10 protein-coding genes and 1 pseudogene are annotated in these 18,636 nt (G+C 64.0%); 4 read left to right on the forward strand and 7 right to left on the reverse strand.

Annotation, left to right across the window (positions count from 1 at the left end):
* Positions 1-615: glutamate synthase-related protein (locus tag UW3_RS29220; RefSeq protein ID WP_010221010.1), on the reverse strand; the 615-nt coding region annotated here is incomplete at its 3' end.
* A gap of 89 nt (positions 616-704) precedes the next feature.
* Positions 705-5,006 carry a DEAD/DEAH box helicase gene (locus UW3_RS0104095; protein WP_010221011.1) on the reverse strand — a complete coding sequence of 1,434 codons (4,302 nt, stop codon included), beginning with the start codon at positions 5,004-5,006 and terminating at the stop codon, positions 705-707.
* A 227-nt stretch (positions 5,007-5,233) separates the two neighbouring features.
* Here UW3_RS0104095 and UW3_RS0104100 point away from each other — a divergent pair, with 227 nt between their 5' ends.
* Both UW3_RS0104100 and UW3_RS0104105 read left to right on the forward strand, forming a co-directional pair.
* Positions 5,234-5,647: an NUDIX hydrolase gene (locus tag UW3_RS0104100; RefSeq protein ID WP_010221012.1), complete on the forward strand. Its 414-nt coding sequence runs from the start codon at positions 5,234-5,236 to the stop codon at positions 5,645-5,647.
* A 22-nt stretch (positions 5,648-5,669) separates the two neighbouring features.
* The gene (locus UW3_RS0104105; RefSeq protein ID WP_010221013.1) at positions 5,670-6,308 is read left to right on the forward strand and encodes a LysE family translocator; all 639 of its coding nucleotides are present in this window, start codon (positions 5,670-5,672) and stop codon (positions 6,306-6,308) included.
* A gap of 3 nt (positions 6,309-6,311) precedes the next feature.
* On the opposite strand, the gene metR is transcribed toward UW3_RS0104105, so the two are convergent.
* Positions 6,312-7,229 carry a transcriptional regulator MetR gene (gene metR, locus UW3_RS0104110; protein ID WP_010221014.1) on the reverse strand — a complete coding sequence of 306 codons (918 nt, stop codon included), beginning with the start codon at positions 7,227-7,229 and terminating at the stop codon, positions 6,312-6,314.
* A 110-nt stretch (positions 7,230-7,339) separates the two neighbouring features.
* Between metR and metE the strand changes: the two genes are divergently transcribed.
* Positions 7,340-9,649 carry a 5-methyltetrahydropteroyltriglutamate--homocysteine S-methyltransferase gene (gene metE / locus UW3_RS0104115; RefSeq protein WP_010221015.1) on the forward strand — a complete coding sequence of 770 codons (2,310 nt, stop codon included), beginning with the start codon at positions 7,340-7,342 and terminating at the stop codon, positions 9,647-9,649.
* 44 nt (positions 9,650-9,693) lie between these two features.
* On the opposite strand, the gene UW3_RS0104120 is transcribed toward metE, so the two are convergent.
* Positions 9,694-15,297, reverse strand: a complete 5,604-nt coding sequence (locus tag UW3_RS0104120) for a dermonecrotic toxin domain-containing protein (RefSeq protein WP_010221016.1) — start codon at positions 15,295-15,297, stop codon at positions 9,694-9,696.
* A 200-nt stretch (positions 15,298-15,497) separates the two neighbouring features.
* On the opposite strand from UW3_RS0104120, the gene UW3_RS0104125 reads away from it, so the two are divergent.
* The gene (locus UW3_RS0104125; RefSeq protein ID WP_010221017.1) at positions 15,498-16,490 is read left to right on the forward strand and encodes an alpha/beta fold hydrolase; all 993 of its coding nucleotides are present in this window, start codon (positions 15,498-15,500) and stop codon (positions 16,488-16,490) included.
* A gap of 96 nt (positions 16,491-16,586) precedes the next feature.
* Here UW3_RS0104125 and UW3_RS0104130 read toward each other — a convergent pair whose 3' ends face one another.
* From UW3_RS0104130 to UW3_RS29225, 3 genes and pseudogenes are all read right to left on the reverse strand, one after another.
* Positions 16,587-16,913, reverse strand: coding sequence for a GlpM family protein (locus tag UW3_RS0104130; protein WP_162471122.1), 327 nt, complete (start codon positions 16,911-16,913; stop codon positions 16,587-16,589).
* A gap of 33 nt (positions 16,914-16,946) precedes the next feature.
* Positions 16,947-18,272, reverse strand: coding sequence for a two-component response regulator AauR (gene aauR, locus UW3_RS0104135; RefSeq protein WP_010221019.1), 1,326 nt, complete (start codon positions 18,270-18,272; stop codon positions 16,947-16,949).
* Positions 18,269-18,636: pseudogene (locus UW3_RS29225) on the reverse strand (ATP-binding protein); the annotation flags it as partial. The gene aauR and the pseudogene UW3_RS29225, both read right to left, overlap by 4 nt.

Below are 18,636 nucleotides of genomic sequence, written 5' to 3' on the forward strand. Positions count from 1 at the left end.
GTCGCCGCCGTGCTCGCGGTGATAGGGGCTGATGCTGCCCTCACCGGTGTCGTGAGCGAAGTTGCCCAGCTTGGCGCCCTGGTTCAGGGCGCGAATGGCATTGGCGCTGAGCGAACCGAAGCTCATGGCCGAGATGTTGAACACCGACGCCGAGTACGGCTGTGTGCACTGCGGGCCGCCGACGCTCACCCGAAAGCTCGACGGGTCGCTCAGCGGCGCCGGGCGCATGGAGTGGCCGATGAACTCGAAACCGGACTGATAGACATCGATCAGGGTGCCGAAGGGTTTGTCCGATGCTTCGTTCTTGGCCCGCGCATACACCAGTGAGCGCTGCGCCCGGGAAAACGGCAGGGCATCGCTATCGGCTTCCAGCAGGTATTGGCGGATTTCCGGGCGAATGCCTTCGACCAGGTAGCGAATGTTGCCCAGGATCGGGTAGTTGCGCCGTACCGCGTGACGGCTTTGCAGCAGGTCGCCCAGGCCAATCAGGCTGAGCACGGCGGTCACCAGGGTGAACGGCCACAGCCATTCGTGGTGGAGGAAGGGCAGGCTGGCCAGGGTGAACAGCACACAGGCAGCGAAGAAGGCGTAGCGGCTGAGAAGTGACAGGCTCATACGGTTTCCTTGCGATGGCACGGTCAGGCTCAGGGCCTGGACAAACCCCGACCTTAGCCCGGTTGGGGTTTCCAGCGCCAGCCCGCAGCTCACGTCACCAGGGCGGCATCGCGGATCAGGCGGTCGCGCCACTCCCCGTGCTGCGCCCGTTCATCGTCGCCGCTGAACTGAACCTTGCCGGCAATCAGTGTCGCGACCGGCACACCGTCCAGATAGAGCAGGCGATTGCCACTGACGGCGGGTACCTTGTTGCCTGGCAGCAGGGTGCCGACCAGGTTCAGCGGGTCGCTGGCGCTGACCGCGACCAGGCTGGCATCCAGCGGCCGCCGGCGTACTTCACGCAGCAGCGCCACGGCCTCGGGCAAGGCGAACTGCTCGCCGGCCAGGCCGCTGATAAAGCGCCCGCCACGGATCTCGCCACGGGCCTCCAGGCGGTGGTAGCAGCGCAGCAGCTCGCGCCAGCTGGGCAGCCAGTCGGCCTCGCGTTCGAGCAAGCGCCAGCAGATCACGCCGTAGCGGCGCAACAAGGTACGGGCAATGTGTTCGAGGTCGTCGTCACGCTTGTCCCCGGGCTTGCGCAGCAGGGCCCAGCGCCCGGCGTCTTGCATGCCGCCAAACAACGGCCCGCGACCGCGTCGATGGCTGCGGCCCTGGCGTTTGCTGGCCGGGGTGATCAGGGCGCGCAGGCCAGCGAAGCTGTCGGCGCTGATCAACCCGGCGGCCACCAGCTCCTGCAGGGCGCTTTCCAGTTCGCTGGGCAGCAAGTGGGCGTCGTGCACCAGTTCGTCGAAGAACAAGGCGCCGTATTCGCTCAGCACGCTGTGCACGCGCTGGGCACGCAGGCTTAGCGCGCTGCTGTCCAGCGCCGGGCTCAGGGCGCGCCACAAGCCCAGGCGGGTACGTGGTAACAGCACCAGCGGCGTGCTGCGCAGCGTGCTGCTCGCGGCACTCGGGGCCAGGCGCGCCCAGGCGTATTTACCGGCGCGGCAGGCTTCGTCGAGCCAGCGCGGGCTGTAGTCCTTGAGCCGGGTGGGCAGCAGGTCGCTTTCCCAGGCCGCTGCAGCCGCGGGATAGCCTTCGAACTGGTCGAGCACGGCACTCAGCGCCGCCTGGCCTTGCAGGCGAGTGGTGGGCGACAGGTGCTGCCAGTCGAACAGAAAGCGCATGAAGTCCTGCAGGCTGACCGGCTCGATTTCCCGGCGCAGGCGCTTGATGGTGTAGCGATGAATGCGCGCCAGCAGGAGCCGCTCGCACCATTGCAGCGCTTGCTGGCCCGGCTGCTGGCTCGGCTGAAAGTACCCGCGCATCACGTAGCCTTCGCCTTCCAGGCGGGCCAGGGCTTGCTCGATGGCGCTGGCTGACAGGTGCAGCGGGGCGGCAATCTGCTCGCTGGTCAGCGGGCCGAAACCGCTCAGGCGCGCGCGCAGCAGCTCGACCAGCGCCGCCTCTGCGTCCATGGCTTGATCAAAGCCGGGCAGCGCCGCGACCTCGGGTGTCAGGGCCGCCTGCGGGTACAGGGGGCGCAGCAGCACCAGGCGTTCGCGGGCCAGCCACAATGCTTGATCGCTGGCCAGTTGCAGGCGGCAGGCGCGGCCTTCCTTGGCCAGTGCCGCCAGCCAGGCCTGCCAGCCGTGATTGGCCTCGGCTTCGGCCTGGCTGATACAGGCTAGGCTCATCAAGGCTTCATGCATTTCATCGCCGCGGGTGGGTGTGGGCCAGGCTTCGGCTTGCACGGCGGCGATGGCTTGCGGGTCCAGTGCGCCCAGGTCATCGCTGCTCTGTGCCTCGTTCCAGCGCCGGTTGAGCACGGCCTGGGTGCGCCGTTCTTCCAGCGGTGCATCATCCAGAAAGGTATAGGGCCGGGCGTTGAGAATGGCCGAAGCCAGCGGCGAGGGGGCCGGCAGGTCACGGGCAACCAGGGTGATCCGGCCTTGCTCGATACGCCGCAGCAGCGCCAGCCAGCCTTCGCTGTCCATCGCCTCGTGCAAGCAGTCGTCGAGGGTCTGCTCGACCAGTGGGTGATCGGGAATCTGCCGTTCGCCGGCGAGGTTTTCCAGGCAGGCGATCTGGTCGGGGAACACTGCGGCAATCAGGTCTTCGCTTTTCATCCGCTGGATCTGCGGCGCCACCTTGCGCCCGCCGACAAAGCGCGGCAGGGCCAGTGCGGTGCCGGCGTTCCAGCGCCAGCGCACGCCGAACAGCGGCGCATCGAGCAGGGCCTGGATCAGGATCGGCTCGGCGCTGTTGCTGTGCAGGTACCGCCAGACCTCTTCCAGGGCAAAACTGTGGCTGGCCGACAGCGACAGGACAATCGCGTCTTCGCTGGCCGCAGCCTGCAGTTCGAAGTTGAAGGTGCGGCAGAAACGCTTGCGCAGGGCCAGGCCCCAGGCGCGGTTGATGCGGCTGCCGAACGGCGAATGGATGATCAGCTGGGTGCCGCCGGACTCGTCGAAAAAACGCTCCATCACCAGGGTTTGCTGCGAGGGCAGGGCGCCGAGCACCAGGCGGGTGCGGGCCAGGTATTCAAGCAGCTGTTCGGCGCTGTCCAGGCCCAGGCCCAATTCTGCCGTGAGCCAGTCGAGCAGCGGTTGCCGCTGGCCATCGGTATCGCTCAGGCGCTGGTCGATCTCGCCTTGCAGGCGTGCAACGCCCGCGGACAGCTCATCACTGCGCCCCGGCGCTTCGCCGAGCCAGAACGGGATGCTCGGCGGCAGGCCCTTGGCGTCCTCGACCCGCACCCGGCCGCTTTCCACCCGCAGGATGCGGTAGGAGGCATTGCCCAGCTGGAAGATATCGCCGGCGATGCTTTCTACCGCGAAGTCTTCGTTGACGCTGCCGATGTTCAGGCCCTGAGGTTCGAGCAGCACGCTGTAGTCGGCGTTATCGGGGATGGTGCCGCCGCTGGTCAATGCCGTCAGTTGGCTGCCACGGCGCCCGCGCAGGGTGCCATTGAGCGCATCGCGGTGCAGATAGGCACTGCGGATGCCCTGGCGGCCATTGAAGCCTTCGCCGAGCATGCGCAACAGCGCCTGGTAATGGCCTTGATCCAGTTCGGCATAGGGCATGGCCCGACGCAGGCAGTCGAACAACGCTTGCTCGTGCCACTCCTGGCTGCTGACTTCGGCGACGATCTGTTGCGCCAATACGTCCAGCGGGGCTTTTGGCACATGCAAGTGGTCCAGCTCGCCGCGGCGCACGCAGTCGAGCAGGGCTGCGCATTCGATCAGGTCATCGCGCGACAGCGGGAACAGCCGGCCTTTGGGGGTGCCTTCGAGCTGATGCCCGGAGCGCCCGACCCTTTGCAAAAACGTGGCAATCGAGCCGGGCGAGCCGATCTGGCAGACCAGCTCGATTTCACCGATATCGATGCCCAGCTCCAGCGAGGCCGTGGCCACCAGTACCTGGAGCTCACCGCGCTTGAGTCGTTGCTCGGCGTCCAGGCGGTGTTCCTTGGCCATGCTGCCGTGGTGCGCAGCCACTGCGTCACGGCCCAGGCGTTCGCTCAAATGACGGGTCAGGCGCTCGGCCAGGCGCCGGGTGTTGACGAACACCAACGTGGTGCGATGCTCGCGGGCCAGGGCCGCCAAGCGGTCGTAAACCCGCTCCCAGACATCGCTGGCCATCACCGCCCCGAGCGGCACCGGCGGCACTTCCAGGCCCAGGTCGCGGGGGCGGGCATGGCCGATATCGACGATGGCGCAGTCGCGCGCCTGGCCCACCAGAAACTGTGCCACCCGCTCAACCGGGCGTTGCGTGGCTGACAGGCCGATGCGCCGCAGTGGCCGCTGGCACAGTGCCTCAAGGCGCTCCAGGCTCAGGGCCAGGTGACTGCCGCGCTTGTTGCCGGCCAGGGCATGGATCTCGTCGACGATCACCGTGTGCACGCTGGCCAGGCCCAGGCGCCCGGAGGCCGAGCCGAGCAACACATACAGCGATTCGGGGGTGGTGACCAGAATGTGCGGCGCCTGGCGGCGCATGGCCGTGCGTTCTTTCTGCGGGGTATCACCGCTGCGCACCGCCGTGCGGATTTCCAGCGACGCGTGGCCTTGTTCGGTCAGGACCGCGTTGATTCCGGCCAACGGCGCCTGCAGGTTGATCTGGATATCATTGGACAGCGCTTTGAGCGGCGAGACGTAGACCACCTGGGTCTGGTCCGGCAGATTTCCACTGGCCAGGCCCTGTTCGAACAGCTCGTCGAGGATCGCCAGGAAGGCCGTCAGGGTCTTGCCTGAACCGGTAGGCGCTGCGACCAGCAAGGATTGCCCGCTGCGAATCAACGGCCAGGCCCGGGCCTGGGCGGCGGTTACCGTCGGGAACTGGCGCTGGAACCAGGTGCGGACCGCGGGGTGGAAAGCGTCCAGTTCCGGGTGCTTGCGGGCGGGGAGGTTCATGGGCTGTTTATGCGGCCATTGATGCGGGGTTGCAAGGGGCGTTCGTCAGACTGGCGTGTGGGAACAGCTGGCTGGAGTGGGAGCGGAATGCACCACCTCTGTTGGAGCGGGCTTGCCCCACGATGCAGTCGCACAGGCCAACCTGATCGCGGGGCAAGCCCGCTCCAACATTGAAAGGCCCTCGCCAACATGTGATCCTTGCGCGCTTTCCCGTCCATGAGCGTCCCATGAGCAAAACCATTCGCATCGCCGCCGCCCTTCTGCTCGACCCGCAAGGCCGTACCCTGTTGGTGCGCAAGCGCGGCACCCAGGCGTTCATGCAGCCTGGGGGCAAGATCGAGGCCGACGAGCAGCCGGTCAATGCCCTGGCTCGCGAGCTGTTCGAAGAGCTGGGCCTGGCGATCGAGCCGCAGGACGCCGAGTTTCTCGGCCAGTTCAGTGCCCCGGCGGCCAACGAGCCGGGTTTTGTCGTCCAGGCCGACCTTTTCAAGGTGCACTCCGCCATGCCGGTCGAGCCTGCCGCTGAAATCGAAGAGGTGGTGTGGGTGTCGGCACGCAAGCCGTTGACCCTTGAGCTGGCCCCGCTCACACGGGACTTGATTCTGCCCCTGTACCGGCAGTTAACTACAACCCCTGTCTGATCCCACTTGCAAAGGAATGCCGATGATCCCTACTCACGAATGGTTGCTGTTTATCGGCGCCGCGCTGTTGATGGTCCTGACCCCGGGGCCGAACATGATTTATTTGATTTCCCGTTCGATCTGCCAGGGCCGCACGGCCGGGGTAACCTCGTTGCTCGGGGTGGTGGGCGGTTTTCTGGTGCACATGAGCGCCGCAGCCATTGGCCTGACCGCCTTGTTCATGGCCGTGCCGCTGGCCTACGACCTGCTCAAGTGGGCCGGTGCCGGCTACTTGATGTGGCTGGCCTGGCAGGCAGTCAAGCCCGGTGCCCGCTCGCCGTTCGAGCCCCGTGAACTGGCCCCGGACTCCCCGCGCAAGCTGGTGCTGATGGGCTTTCTGACCAGCGTACTGAACCCCAAGGTGGCGGTGTTCTACCTTTCGGTGCTGCCGCAGTTCATCTCGCCGGAAAACGGTTCGGTGCTGGCGCAGAGCCTGGCCCTGGGCCTGACCCAGATCGCCGTGAGCTTCTCGGTCAACTTGCTGATCGCCCTGTTCGCCGCCGGCATTGCCGGCTGGTTCGTGCGTTATCCGCTGTGGTTGATGCTGCAGCGTTACGTCATGGGCTTCGTCCTGGCTGGCCTGGCGCTGCGCCTGGTGCAGGAGCAACGCCGGGTCGCGTGAGGCTCACCGTACTGCGCTGACGCCGTCGAGGGTGGAGAACGAGGTGTCCTTGGCGGTCAGCAAAAAGTCGCGCATGTACGGCGCATCGAGCATGTCGCTGCGCACTGCCGCGTACAGCGTGGCAAACAGGCCCTTTTCACCCAGGCGCTTGGCCTTCACGTAGCCGCGTGAGCTGTACTCGTGCAGGGCCCAGTGCGGCATGCCGCAGACCCCGCGACCGCTGGCCACCAGTTGCATCATCATCACCGTCAGCTCCGCCGTGCGCACCTGCGCCGGCTCCACGTCGGCCGGCTCCAGGAAGCGGGTGAAGATGTCCAGGCGGTCGCGTTCCACCGGGTAGGTGATCAGTGTTTCCGTGGCCAGGTCCTGCGGCACCATGTACGGCTTCTGGGCCAGGGGGTGCTGGTTGGCCACGGCGAGCATGGCTTCGTAGGTGAACAGCGGCACGTAGGTGATGCCGCTGAGCTCCAGCGGGTCGGAGGTCACCACCAGGTCCAGGTCCCCGCGGGCCAGGGCTGGCAACGGCGCAAAGGCAAAGCCCGAGGCCAGGTCCAGCTCGACTTCCGGCCAGGCATCGCGGAACTGGTCGATGGTCGGCATCAGCCACTGGAAGCAGCTGTGGCATTCGATGGCCATGTGCAGGCGCCCGGCGGTACCACCGGCCAGGCGCGCGATGTCGCGCTCGGCGCCGCGCAGCAGCGGCAGGGTGGCATCGGCCAGTTGCAGCAGGCGCAGCCCGGCGCTGGTGAAGCGGATTGGCTTGGTCTTGCGCATGAACAGCGGCATGCCCAGGCGTTCTTCCAGCTCCTTGAACTGATGGGACAGCGCCGACTGGGTCAGGTGCAGGCGCTCGGCGGCCTCGACCAGGCTGTCGGCTTCGCGCAGGGCGTGCAGGGTTTTCAGGTGGCGAATTTCCAGCACCGGGGGGCTCCATGAATAAACTTTGAGATGAACACGAATTTATTGAGTTTGTCTCATGTTGCTCTGGCTGTCGACAATAGCGTCATCTTTTACAGGGAGGACGTTTTCTCATGGCATTGGCCCACAACCTTGGTTTCCCGCGCATCGGCGCTGACCGCGAACTGAAAAAAGCGCAAGAAGCCTACTGGAAAGGCGATCTCGACCAGGCTGGCCTGGAGGCTGTTGGCCGCGAACTGCGCGCCCGCCACTGGCAGTTGCAGAAGGACGCCGGGATCGAGCTGCTGCCGGTCGGCGATTTTGCCTGGTACGACCAGGTACTGACCCACTCGCTGACCTTCGGGGCGATCCCCGAGCGCTTTGCCCAGGTCACGGGCGCCAATGGCCTGCCGACCCTCGACACCTTGTTCGCCATGGCGCGCGGTGCCAGTACCTGCTGCGGCGCCAGCCACGGCCAGACGCAATATGCGCAAGAGCTGACCAAGTGGTTCGATACCAACTACCACTACTTGGTCCCGGAATTCAGCGCCGACCAGCGCTTTTTGCTCAGTTGGGAGCAGCTGTTCGAAGAAGTTGCCGAAGCCCAGGCCCTCGGCCACGCGGTCAAGCCGGTGCTGATCGGCCCGCTGACCTACCTGTGGCTGGGCAAGGCCAAGGGCGGCGAGTTCGACAAGCTCGACCTGCTCGAGCGCCTGTTGCCGGTCTATGGTGAAATCCTCAGCCGCCTGTCCCGCCAGGGCGTGGAGTGGGTGCAGATCGATGAGCCGATCCTTGGCCTGGACCTGCCGCAGGAATGGAAGAATGCCTTCGAGCGGGCCTATCACATCCTCCAGTACTCACCCCTGAAGAAGCTGGTTGCCACCTACTTCAGCGGCCTGGAAGACAACCTCGGCCTGGCCGTCGGCCTGCCGGTGGATGGCCTGCATATCGACCTGGTGCGCGCAGCGGAGCAACTGCCAGCGGTGCTTGATCGCCTGCCGACCTATAAAGTGCTGTCGCTGGGCGTGGTCAACGGCCGCAACGTCTGGCGCTGCGACCTGGACAAGGCCCTGGAGCAACTGCAGCAAGCCCAGCAACGCTTTGGTGCCAACCTTTGGGTAGCCGGTTCCTGCTCGCTGTTGCACAGCCCGGTGGACCTCGGTCGTGAAGACAAGCTCGACGCCGAACTGAAAGGCTGGCTGGCCTTTGCCGTGCAGAAGTGCGAAGAAATCGCCGTGCTGGCCAAGGCCCTGGATGCCCCGCACCTGCCGCAGGTGCAAAACGCCCTGAGCAACAGCCGCGCGGTACAGCAGAGCCGTGTTGAGTCGCCGCGCATTCACAAGCCGCAGGTCCAGGCCCGTCTGGCCGCCGTGACCGCCGCCGACAGCCAGCGCCAGTCAGCCTTTGCCCAGCGGATCGAAGCCCAGCGCCAGCGCCTGCAACTGCCGGCGTTCCCGACCACCACCATTGGCTCTTTCCCACAGACCTCGGCGATTCGCCTGGCGCGTCAGGCCTACAAGCAGGGCAAACTCTCGGCCAACGACTACACCGATGCCATGCACAGCGAGATCCGTCATGCCGTGCAGGTGCAGGAGCGCCTGGGCCTGGACGTGCTGGTGCACGGCGAAGCCGAGCGCAACGACATGGTCGAGTACTTTGCCGAGCAACTGGACGGTTACGCCTTCACCCGCTTTGGCTGGGTCCAGAGCTATGGTTCGCGCTGCGTGAAACCGGCGATCATCTACGGTGACCTGAGCCGCCCGCAGGCCATGACCGTGGCCTGGATCGAATACGCCCAGGGCCTGACCAGCAAGGTCATCAAAGGCATGTTGACCGGCCCGGTAACCATGCTGATGTGGTCGTTCCCGCGTGAAGACGTGTCGCGCAAGGTTCAGGCCGAACAACTGGCCCTGGCCATCCGTGACGAAGTGCAGGACCTGGAAGCCGCTGGCATCAAGATCGTGCAGATCGACGAAGCCGCGTTCCGTGAAGGCCTGCCGCTGCGCCGGGCGCAATGGCAGGCGTACCTGGATTGGGCGGTGGAGGCCTTCCGCCTGTGCTCCAGTGGTGTGCGCGATGAAACCCAGATCCACACCCACATGTGCTACAGCGAGTTCAATGACGTGATCGAAGCGATCGCGGCGATGGACGCCGACGTCATCACCATCGAGACCTCGCGCTCGGACATGGAGCTGCTGGACGCCTTCGAAGCCTTCGACTACCCCAACGACATCGGGCCGGGCGTCTACGACATCCACTCGCCACGGGTGCCGGACACTGGCGAAATGGTCAAGCTGATGAGCAAGGCGGTCAAGCGTATCCCGGCCGAGCGCCTGTGGGTCAACCCGGACTGCGGCCTGAAGACCCGCGCCTGGCCGGAGACGGAAGCTGCGCTGGTGAACATGGTGGCGGCGGCGCGGCAATTGCGTAGCGAGCTGGCGTGAGAGATGCAGCGGCGAGCCCTCTGGCTCGCCGTTGCAGTTAGAGATTACAGATCGGCGAAGTACCGGTTTGCGGTTTGCTGGTTTATTGCGCCACGCCAGATGTCGTCCGGCGTGCTACTGGCACTTGCCTGGGCTTGCTGCCACTGCGGCCCCTTCTTGCGGTCCACCGCCCGTTTGAGATGGGCGGCACTGAAGTTGTCGAACGGTGTATCCAGGCCACGGTAATGGAAGTGGGCGTACCACAGCACAGGCTCGCCGGCAGATTTCAAGTCACGAATCTCGTACTCCTGCAGGTAATCACGGGCTTTGAGCATCTGGCGCTCTCCCAGTTTGCGAATGCTGATCTGCTGCTGATCATCGAGGTAAGCAAGATGGCCTTCATTGGGGCGAGGGCTGTCCTTTATCTGCACAATGCGCAGCTGGATGCCATCCAGGCGCAATTGTGCCGCCTGGGTGCGCAGTGCTTGCGTATCCGTCGCGTTGCCGCCTAGCGCTTCGATTCGCGTTGCACAGCTTTCAAGCTCATTGGCCTTGGCGATCATCATGTCTTCAAGGTCCGCCGGCAGGGTGTCTGATCTGATATAGCCACGCACCCGCAGACGGAAACTGTCCAGCCCTTGGATCAGTTGTGTAGCGGTCTGCTTGAGGTTGCGCAGTTCATGAGGTCGTGCCGATGTCGCAAGCGCCTGTGGCCGCCAGCGTTCACCCGCAGGCTCAAAATGCCTGACGGCACTGCCGTCGGCGTCACGCACCGTAATCCGTTCTGGAGCATTGTTTTGGGCAGGGGTGTAATCACCGATGTAAAAGCGGTTGTCCTCTGCCTGGAACAGTCGCGGGCGACTGTTTTGCCTGCGATCAGGGCGTAGGCCGGGCAAGCGCTGGATTGCCTTGTCGGCCTGCTGGATCAGTTTGTCGAGGTTGTCGTACAGCCTCTCCAGGTAGTGTTCGTCAAACAACTCGGGAAAGCTGGCGCGGGTGCTTTGCAGTTCAAGTGTGTACTGGCGGTAGATGCGTTGGGCTGCGGTTTGGATCGTTCGACGTTGAGCTGCACTGCTTTGTACTTCTGACAATTCCGACAAGGTCCCGTGCATCATCTTCACTTCGTCCTCAATGGTTCGTAGTCGCCCTGTGTAGAAATCCGCGATGACTGAGGTATTGGCGTATTTTTGCGCCAGGACCATCAGGTGCGAGGTGTTGTGGAAGGTGAAGAACGCGTCATTGAGGCGTCTCTCCAGCCGCTGGTACGCGTGTCTGAGGAGCTCGTGACTTGCGAACTCCTGCAGGTACTCTGCCGTGCCTTCAAAGCGTCCTCCCAGGCTTGAGAGGCTTTCCGTGAACTGGCTATTGGCTTCATTCAATCGTGTGTCGAATAGGACGGGGTCGCCTTCGAGACGTTGAGCGGCCTGGATGCGGTCGGAAAACTCGGACTTGATGTCCGCCAGCCGTCTCCTGAAATCTGCTGCGCGGTTTCTTATTTGAGGTTGAGTTGGAGCAGTCGCCAATGGGAACCAGGTGTCGAGTTCCCGCTTTTGCTCAAGCATCTGCTGCTTGCCATCCACGACCCTCAGCGATTTGCTGCGCAGTTCCCGCAACAGGGGGGCTCGATCAACAAGATCGTTCAGGTCCTGCAGCTGTATGCGAATCGTCAGTGATTCATAGAGGCTGCGCAACGTCTCCTCCCTGGACAGGGTGATCAAATTCAGCGTTCGATCACATATAACTCTGGCTGTACGTGCCTTTTGCGTTAGGGCCCTTTGCTTTTCCGCCTTGAGACTGATTTTTTGTAACTCATCCCAGGTGTTATAAGCCTTTTTCGCCGCTGCTATATCTGCCTGGCAGTTTGCTTTCATTGTCGCCAGTGAAGCCTGCCGGGCTTGTAGGCTGGCGTTCTCGAACACCTCGAAACTAGCGTTGGTGCGTGCCAATGCGGTTTGAAGCCGAGCTTCCTCCTTCAGGGACTCTACCGTCAGCATGCGTTGGCGACGATAGTGGCGGTCCACCCAGGTGCGAGGCAGTCGCTCGCGAATGGCGGTTGGCCAATAGGGCTCCAACACATCGACCATATGTCCGAGTATCTGCCCGCCACCCGAACCGCCGCCACGCAGGTGCACGCCATACAGCGAGAAATGGGTGTCCCATTGGCCGTTTTCATTGAGCGCGATGTTTTTCCGCCAGGTCTTGAACTGGGTGCCGCGCAGACGCCAGGTGTGTTCCGTCTCCAGCCATTCCACCTGGCAGGGGCGGTCGCCCACCAGGATGAAATCACCCTCGGCGTGTTGGTAGATGCCTTTGTATTTGCCGCGGCGGCCCGGCTCGATCCCGGCCAGCGACAACGGCGCCTGATATTCATAGCCTTCAAAGCGCGACAGGCGTCGGGCGCTGCTGGCGCCGCTGGGCGCAAAGCCCGCCGCCGGGCCTGCCTGCAACAGCTGCAGTTGGCGCTGACGGGTAAGCTGGCGGGCGTTCAGGGCCTTGAGGGGCAGGCTTGGCGCCAGGTCGATGGCAGCATCGACGAACGCCAGCAGTACCTGTTGCAACGCCTCCAGCGCCTTGTACACCTCATCCTGGCGCAACGCGCTGACCAGCCGGGCACTGGACTCGAAGAAGTCGTAGACGCTGATGACGGTCCCGATCACCGGAATGAAGCCCAGGGCCATCTTGATGTAGTTGAAGATCATGCCGCTCTGGTAGGCGAAGTTTTCCAGCCACAGGTCGCGGTTCGAGCGCGAGGTCGCGCGATGGGCTTCGAGTATCCGGCCACCCTGGGCGTCGAGCAGGTGCTGGGCCAGTGAGGTGGTCGAGGGCCAGGCCGTGCCCAGGCCGATAATGCCGTCGAAGCGATGTTCGATAGCCTGGCGCATCCGCGAGCGGTGGGCATCCGGATTGCCCAATAAGGCGCGCCCGGCCAGGTAGTCGATTTCGCCGCTTTGCTTGCTCAGTTCATACAAGCCCAAGCGGGCGTCTTTCAGGCTGCTGTACTGGCGCACCAGGCGGGTGGGGTGGTCGGGACGGTAGAGCAGGGTGATGCCGCTGTTCTGGTCGCTGACAAAGGTCACCCCGGACAGCGTAGTGCCGTAGCTGTCGGTATCCTTGCCTCCTGCAGTCAGGCGAGCGGGGATCAGGCGTATGTTGTGACCGTCAGCCAGGTAGGCCGCCGCGCTGTCGGCGTCGATGGCGATGTTGAAAATCGTCTGGCCCCTGTCGTCCAGTTCGCCCTTGGCCCTGGCCTGGACACTGTGCAGCTTGAGCATCTGGCGAAAAGGCTCGCCCAGGCATTGGCGCCGGTAGGCCCGGGGGAACGCGCTTTCGTGAGTGCCGCGATACACCTCGATGATCTTGTCTTCATATTGCTGGGACAGGTCAAGGTCGATGGCCAGGCCGCTCAGGTAGTTGGTATTGATGCTGTCCTTGAGCTGTTGAGCAAGCACCTGATTCGATGTCTTGAGCTTCAGCTTGAGAAAACTCAGGCGCTCTTTCATGGCCTCGTCGATGTTGTCCAGCAACAGGGTATCCAGCGCCAGGTCGACCCATTTGTTGCTGGGTCTGAGCGTCGGCTTGGTGGCAATGCCCTGGGGGCTGGTGCTATCGACCACAATGGGCACCCACGAGGCGCTCTCTGGCAGATAGAGGGTGATGGGGCTGTCATCATAGTCGGGGAAGTCTTGCTTCAGGCGTTGGCTGATGAGCTGGCGGCAGAACAGTTCGCGGTGGGGCAGGTCGCGGGCGACCAGGGCCTGGGCGCGGTGCATGGCGGCGATGAAACCGAGGGTACCGGCCTTGAGCGTTGCGCGATCGCTGGCCGACAGCTTGTCCAGCCAGTCCAGGGAAATACCCGTCAACGTGGCACTGGTTTCCTGTGCCTGGATCAGCTTGAACGCGTACTCGCGTGCGGCGTGGCGGGGCACTTGCAGGCGCCGGGCCAGTGCTTCGTTCACCGCCGCGGGCGATTGCTCGGTGGTCAGCGCGGCCTTGGCCTGGCTCAAGTGATGGGCCAGAACCACGGCCAGGACATCGCCGGTCACCGGGCTCAGGCTCAGTGACTGCCCGTTCGGGTCGTTGATGGCGAAGCAGCGGGCAAGTTCCGCTTGGTTGGCGCAGCGCAGCAGCCCGCCGGCTTCACCCGGCCAGTACACCAGCAGGCTCTGCGGGTTGTCATCGTCCTGCAGGGTCACTACCAGGCAATCGTGGAGCGTGGTGCTGGTACGGGTTTCGACGCCATCAACCATTGATGTCGAATCGAGCACTGGATGCGCCGCGACAAGGCTGGAGCCCAGGCGGGGGAAAGTGTCGGGCTGATCGAGAAGGCTTTCGAGCCACCTCAATTCCTCGTTATCGATTTGCCCAAGCAGGTTCTGGAAGCGGGCATGGGCGCGCAAGCCCTGGTGATGAGCCGTGAGCAGCGCAGCACTGGCGGCGGGGGATTCGTCGGTGTGCCAGGTGTCGGCCTTCAGTTGTTGCTCGATGGCCTCTTCAGCCTCTTGGCAGGCCGCACTCAGCGCATTCTGATGGTCCTTGAGCGTTTGCAGGTCGGTTTCGGCAATGGGGGTCATCAGGGCCTGTTGGGCGCTGATCTGTTGCAGGCGGATGGAGTAGGGAATGTCGAGGTTCAAGCTGCCAAAGTCGTAGAACGAACGCTGCGGCGCGTCCTCGCTGTCGGTTGATTCAATGGCAGGCGGCAGGCTGAAGACACTTGGATTGCGCTGTTGGCTATCGACCCAGTGGACCATCGACAGCGCAAGCTCGCCAAACTGGCGGATATCGGCCCCGGGTTTGGAGTCCAGCGCGCTCAAGCGTTCATTAAGCAGGCTGTTGAACAGTGGGGTGAAACCGGCCGAAAGGTTTTCATGGCTTTCATAGCTGATGCTGGAGGCGGTGGTGCCGAGGGTTGTTTCCAGATCCGTCGGCGATGCATGGCTAGTGAAGCCGCTGTCGGGGCGATACAGCATCAGGTGCGATTCGCCTTCGATCTTGAACAGCAGCGCCCCCGGTACTATCTGTTCGTCTCTCGAAACGGTCTGGATCTCGATACCGTGCTGGCTATGCCATTCAGGGTTGTCGAGCACGCCATTGACCGCGCGCTGCTGTTGCGTATCGAATTGGCCGGTTGCCAGCGCCACATCCCAACAGGCCTTGAGCACCTCCAGGTACTGGTTCTGGGCATGGATGCGGCGGCTGACGGCGGTGTCCGAGGCTCGCGCTTGCCAGTAATGATCCCATTGCCGCCGGAGCGCTGCGGGAAGGTCCAGCTGCGCAAGCCTGGCGAGCAGTTGCGTGGGTGTCAGGCGCAAGGTCGGATGATCGGGCCCAGGTCCCGTCACCTGGGCGTGCTGGTCGAGGTCGGCGGGCGGCTGGGGATACTGGCGCGTGTGTACTGCCAGGGCGACCAGGCTGACATCGCTGTCGTGCATAGCGGAGATGCGAAATCGCAGGGCAGTGTTCAGCGGGTCGACTCCCAGCTGTTGGCGTACCAGATCCTGGAGTGCCTGGTACACGCCGGGGGCTTGTGCAAGCAAAGTGGCGAAGGTATCGCGATGATCTTTCCAGCGCTTGCTGGCATCGAGCAGCAAGGTGCTGTCGCGGGGTTTGGCTGGAATGAAATCTATAGGGGAAAAGGTCAGGGGTTCGAAGGTTTCTGGCGAGTCGCTCATGGCAGTATCCCGAATGTGAAGTGATGCCGGGAGTGGCGTTCACATTGGGCGCGAGGTTGAGCCGGTGGGTGCGGTACATAAGTAGGGCGGATTGCCGTCGGGCGGCATTCATCAAATTGTCATGCAAGTGTGGCAGCGCGCTTGAACGAACTTCATCAGACTTGCGCTCTACTGGGGATTTGCATTCTGGTGTTTTGCTCATGCGTTTTTTTTGGTTTTTATTCGTTGTTCTTTTTGCCCAAGGTGTTCAAGCGGCATCGCGTTGTGACGTCAATGTGCCGGTCCAGCGCGCCGAGCTGAAGCAGGTCAGCCTGGCTTATCAAAGCATCGGTCGTGAATCGGACCCGGCCCTTCTGCTGGTCATGGGCTTGGGCGGGCAACTGATCCACTGGCCGGATGAAGTGGTGGTCGCGCTCTGTCAGCAGGGCTTTCGGGTGATCCGCTACGACAACCGCGATGTCGGCCTGTCCAGCTGGAACCAGGCGCCCGACGACGCCAACCTGGCCTTCGAACTGCTGCGCTACAAGCTCGGCCTGCCGGTGGCCGCGCCTTACACCCTGAGCGACATGGCCGAAGACGGTCTGGGGCTGATGGATGCCCTGCAGGTGCGGCGCTTTCATGTCATGGGCGTGAGCATGGGCGGGATGATCGCCCAGCACCTGGCGGCGCAGGCGCCGGAGCGGGTCGAGAGCCTGACCTTGATCATGTCCAGCTCCGGTGCCCAGGGCTTGCCGGCACCGAGCCCGGCGCTGGTGCAGTTGCTGGCCCGGCGTGGCGCGCCGAATCGCGAGGTGGCACTTGAGCAGCAGGCCGACCTGCTGGCGGCCCTGGGTAGCCCCGAGGTCGAGGATGACCGCCAGGCGCTGCTCGAACAGGCAGCGATTGCCTATGACCGCGCCTTCAATCCCGAGGGGGTCAAGCGCCAGATCATGGCGATCCTGGCCGAGCAAAGCCGCGTCCAGTTACTCAACAACCTGCGCCTGCCAACCCTGGTGGTGCACGGCACCGCCGACCCGCTGCTGCCGGTGATGCACGGTGTGCACCTGGCAGCACATATCAAGGGCAGCCAGTTGCAGCTGATCCCAGGCTTGGCCCATCGCTTTCAGGAGCAGTTCAAAGGGCCGTTGCTGGGTGCGGTGTTGCCCTATCTGAAGACGCAACGGCTGGCCGATACCCATCTGGCGGTGTACTGATCGCGGGGCAAGCCCGCTCCTACAGGACCGGCATGCACCGGATTTTGTGGGAGCCGGTCTTGCCGGCGATGGGCTACGAAGTAGCCCCCAAGCGCTTTAATGCAGCCTTACCCAGACACCCACCAGCACCGTCGCCGCCACCAGCCAGGCCACGGCCGCCAGGGCCAGCGACGCCTCCAGGCGCAGGCGATCGACCAGCAGGTACAACGCCGCCAGGTAGACGAAGTAGGGGATGATCGACCACATGCCGAACAGGATGGTGGTCTTCAAATCGTCCAGTGACCGGCCCTTGCCGACGATGTAGTGGGCGATCAGGGCGAAGGTCGGGAACAGCGGCACCAGGCCGGCAATATAGTAGTTGCGCGTTTTCGCCAGGGCGGCAAGGATCACCACCACGGCAGCGCCCAGGCAGGCTTTGAGTATCAGGTCCACGTGTCATTCCGTCTCAGCACCGGGTTAGCCCAGGCCATACTTTTTCACTTTGTCGAACAGCGTGGTCTTGGCCATGCCCAGCTCCTGGCTGGCCTGGCTGAGGTTGCCGCCGGTACGCTGCAGGGCATCGCTGAGCAGGTTGCGCTCGAACGCCTCGACCGCTTCGGCAAAGCCCAGGCCCTGGTTGGCGCTGGCCCCGGCCTTTTTGAACGCCGGCAAGCCCAGCGCGTAGCGTTCAGCGACGTTGCGCAATTCGCGCACGTTGCCTGGCCAGTCGTGCGCCATCAGCCGCGACAGGGTCTGACTGTCCAGTTGCGGGGTTTCCCGGTCGAAGCGCAGGGACGATTGCTGCAGGAAGTGCTCGAACAGTTGCAGGATGTCTTCGCGGCGCTCGCGCAGGGGCGGCAGCTCCAGGGTCACCACGTTGAGGCGGTAGTACAGGTCGCTACGGAACTGCCCGCTGTGGCCCAGGGCGTTGAGGTCGGACTTGGTGGCGGCGATCACCCGGCAGTCCACGGCAATGCTCTGGTTCGAGCCCAGGCGCTCCAGGGTGCGTTCCTGCAGTACCCGCAGCAGCTTGATCTGCAGGTTGAGCGGCATGCTTTCGACTTCGTCGAGGAACAGGGTGCCGCCGTTGGCGTGCTCGATCTTGCCGATCCGGCGTTTGCCGGCACCGGTGAAGGCGTTGGCCTCGTGGCCAAAGATCTCGCTCTCGAACAGGTTCTCCGGCAGGCCGCCGCAGTTGAGCGCCACGAACGGCGCGCCCTGGCGGCGGCTGAAATCGTGCAGGCAGCGGGCGACCAGTTCCTTGCCGGTGCCGGTCTCGCCTTCAATCAGTACGTTGGCTGAAGTATCGGCGACGTTGGCAATCAGTTCGCGCAGGTTCTGCATGGCTGGCGAGCGGCCAATGATCCGCCCTTCAAGGGTGCTTTGCCCGGCCAGTTGGCGGCGCAGGGCGAACACTTCACGGGACAGGCCACGTTGCTCCAGCGCACGACGCACCACTTCGACCAGGCGTTCCGGGGCGAAGGGCTTTTCCATGAAGTCGTAGGCGCCGTTGCGCATGGCGCCGACCGCCATGTCGATATCGCCGTGGCCGGTGATCAGTACCACCGGCAGGCTGCGGTCGCGGGCCTTGAGGCGGCTGAGCAGTTCCAGGCCATCGATGCCGGGCAGGCGGATATCGCTGACGACGATGCCGGCGAAGTCATCACCGATGCGCTGCAGGGCTTCTTCGGCGCTGCCGACGCCTTCGCAGGCGATGTCTTCCAGGGCCAGCGCCTGCTGGCAGCCGAGCAGCACATGCGGGTCGTCTTCGACGATCAGGACGGTAAGGGGCGCTTGGTTCATAGGGACTCGGCTGATTCTGTGGGGGCATTGACCAGCGGCAGGCTGAGCACGAACGCGGTACCGCCGCTGGCGGGGTGTTCGACGCTGAGGCTGCCCCTGGCGGCGGCGGCGAGGCTGGCAGACAGGGTCAGGCCCAGGCCCAGGCCGTGCTCTCCCGGTTTGGTGGTGAAAAACGGTTCGAACAGGTGCTTGCGCGTTTCGTCATCGATGCCGTGACCGTTGTCGCGCACCCGCAGTCGGTACTTGTCACCCTGCAACTCGCCCTCCAGCCACAACTGCGGCATGGGTTGCGCGGCCATGGCATCAAGGGCGTTGCCGATCAGGTTGACCAGGATCTGCTCCAGGCGGGGCTGGTCGATGGGCA

It is taken from the genome of Pseudomonas donghuensis (genome assembly GCF_000259195.1).
GTDB classification, from domain to species: Bacteria; Pseudomonadota; Gammaproteobacteria; order Pseudomonadales; family Pseudomonadaceae; genus Aquipseudomonas; species Aquipseudomonas donghuensis.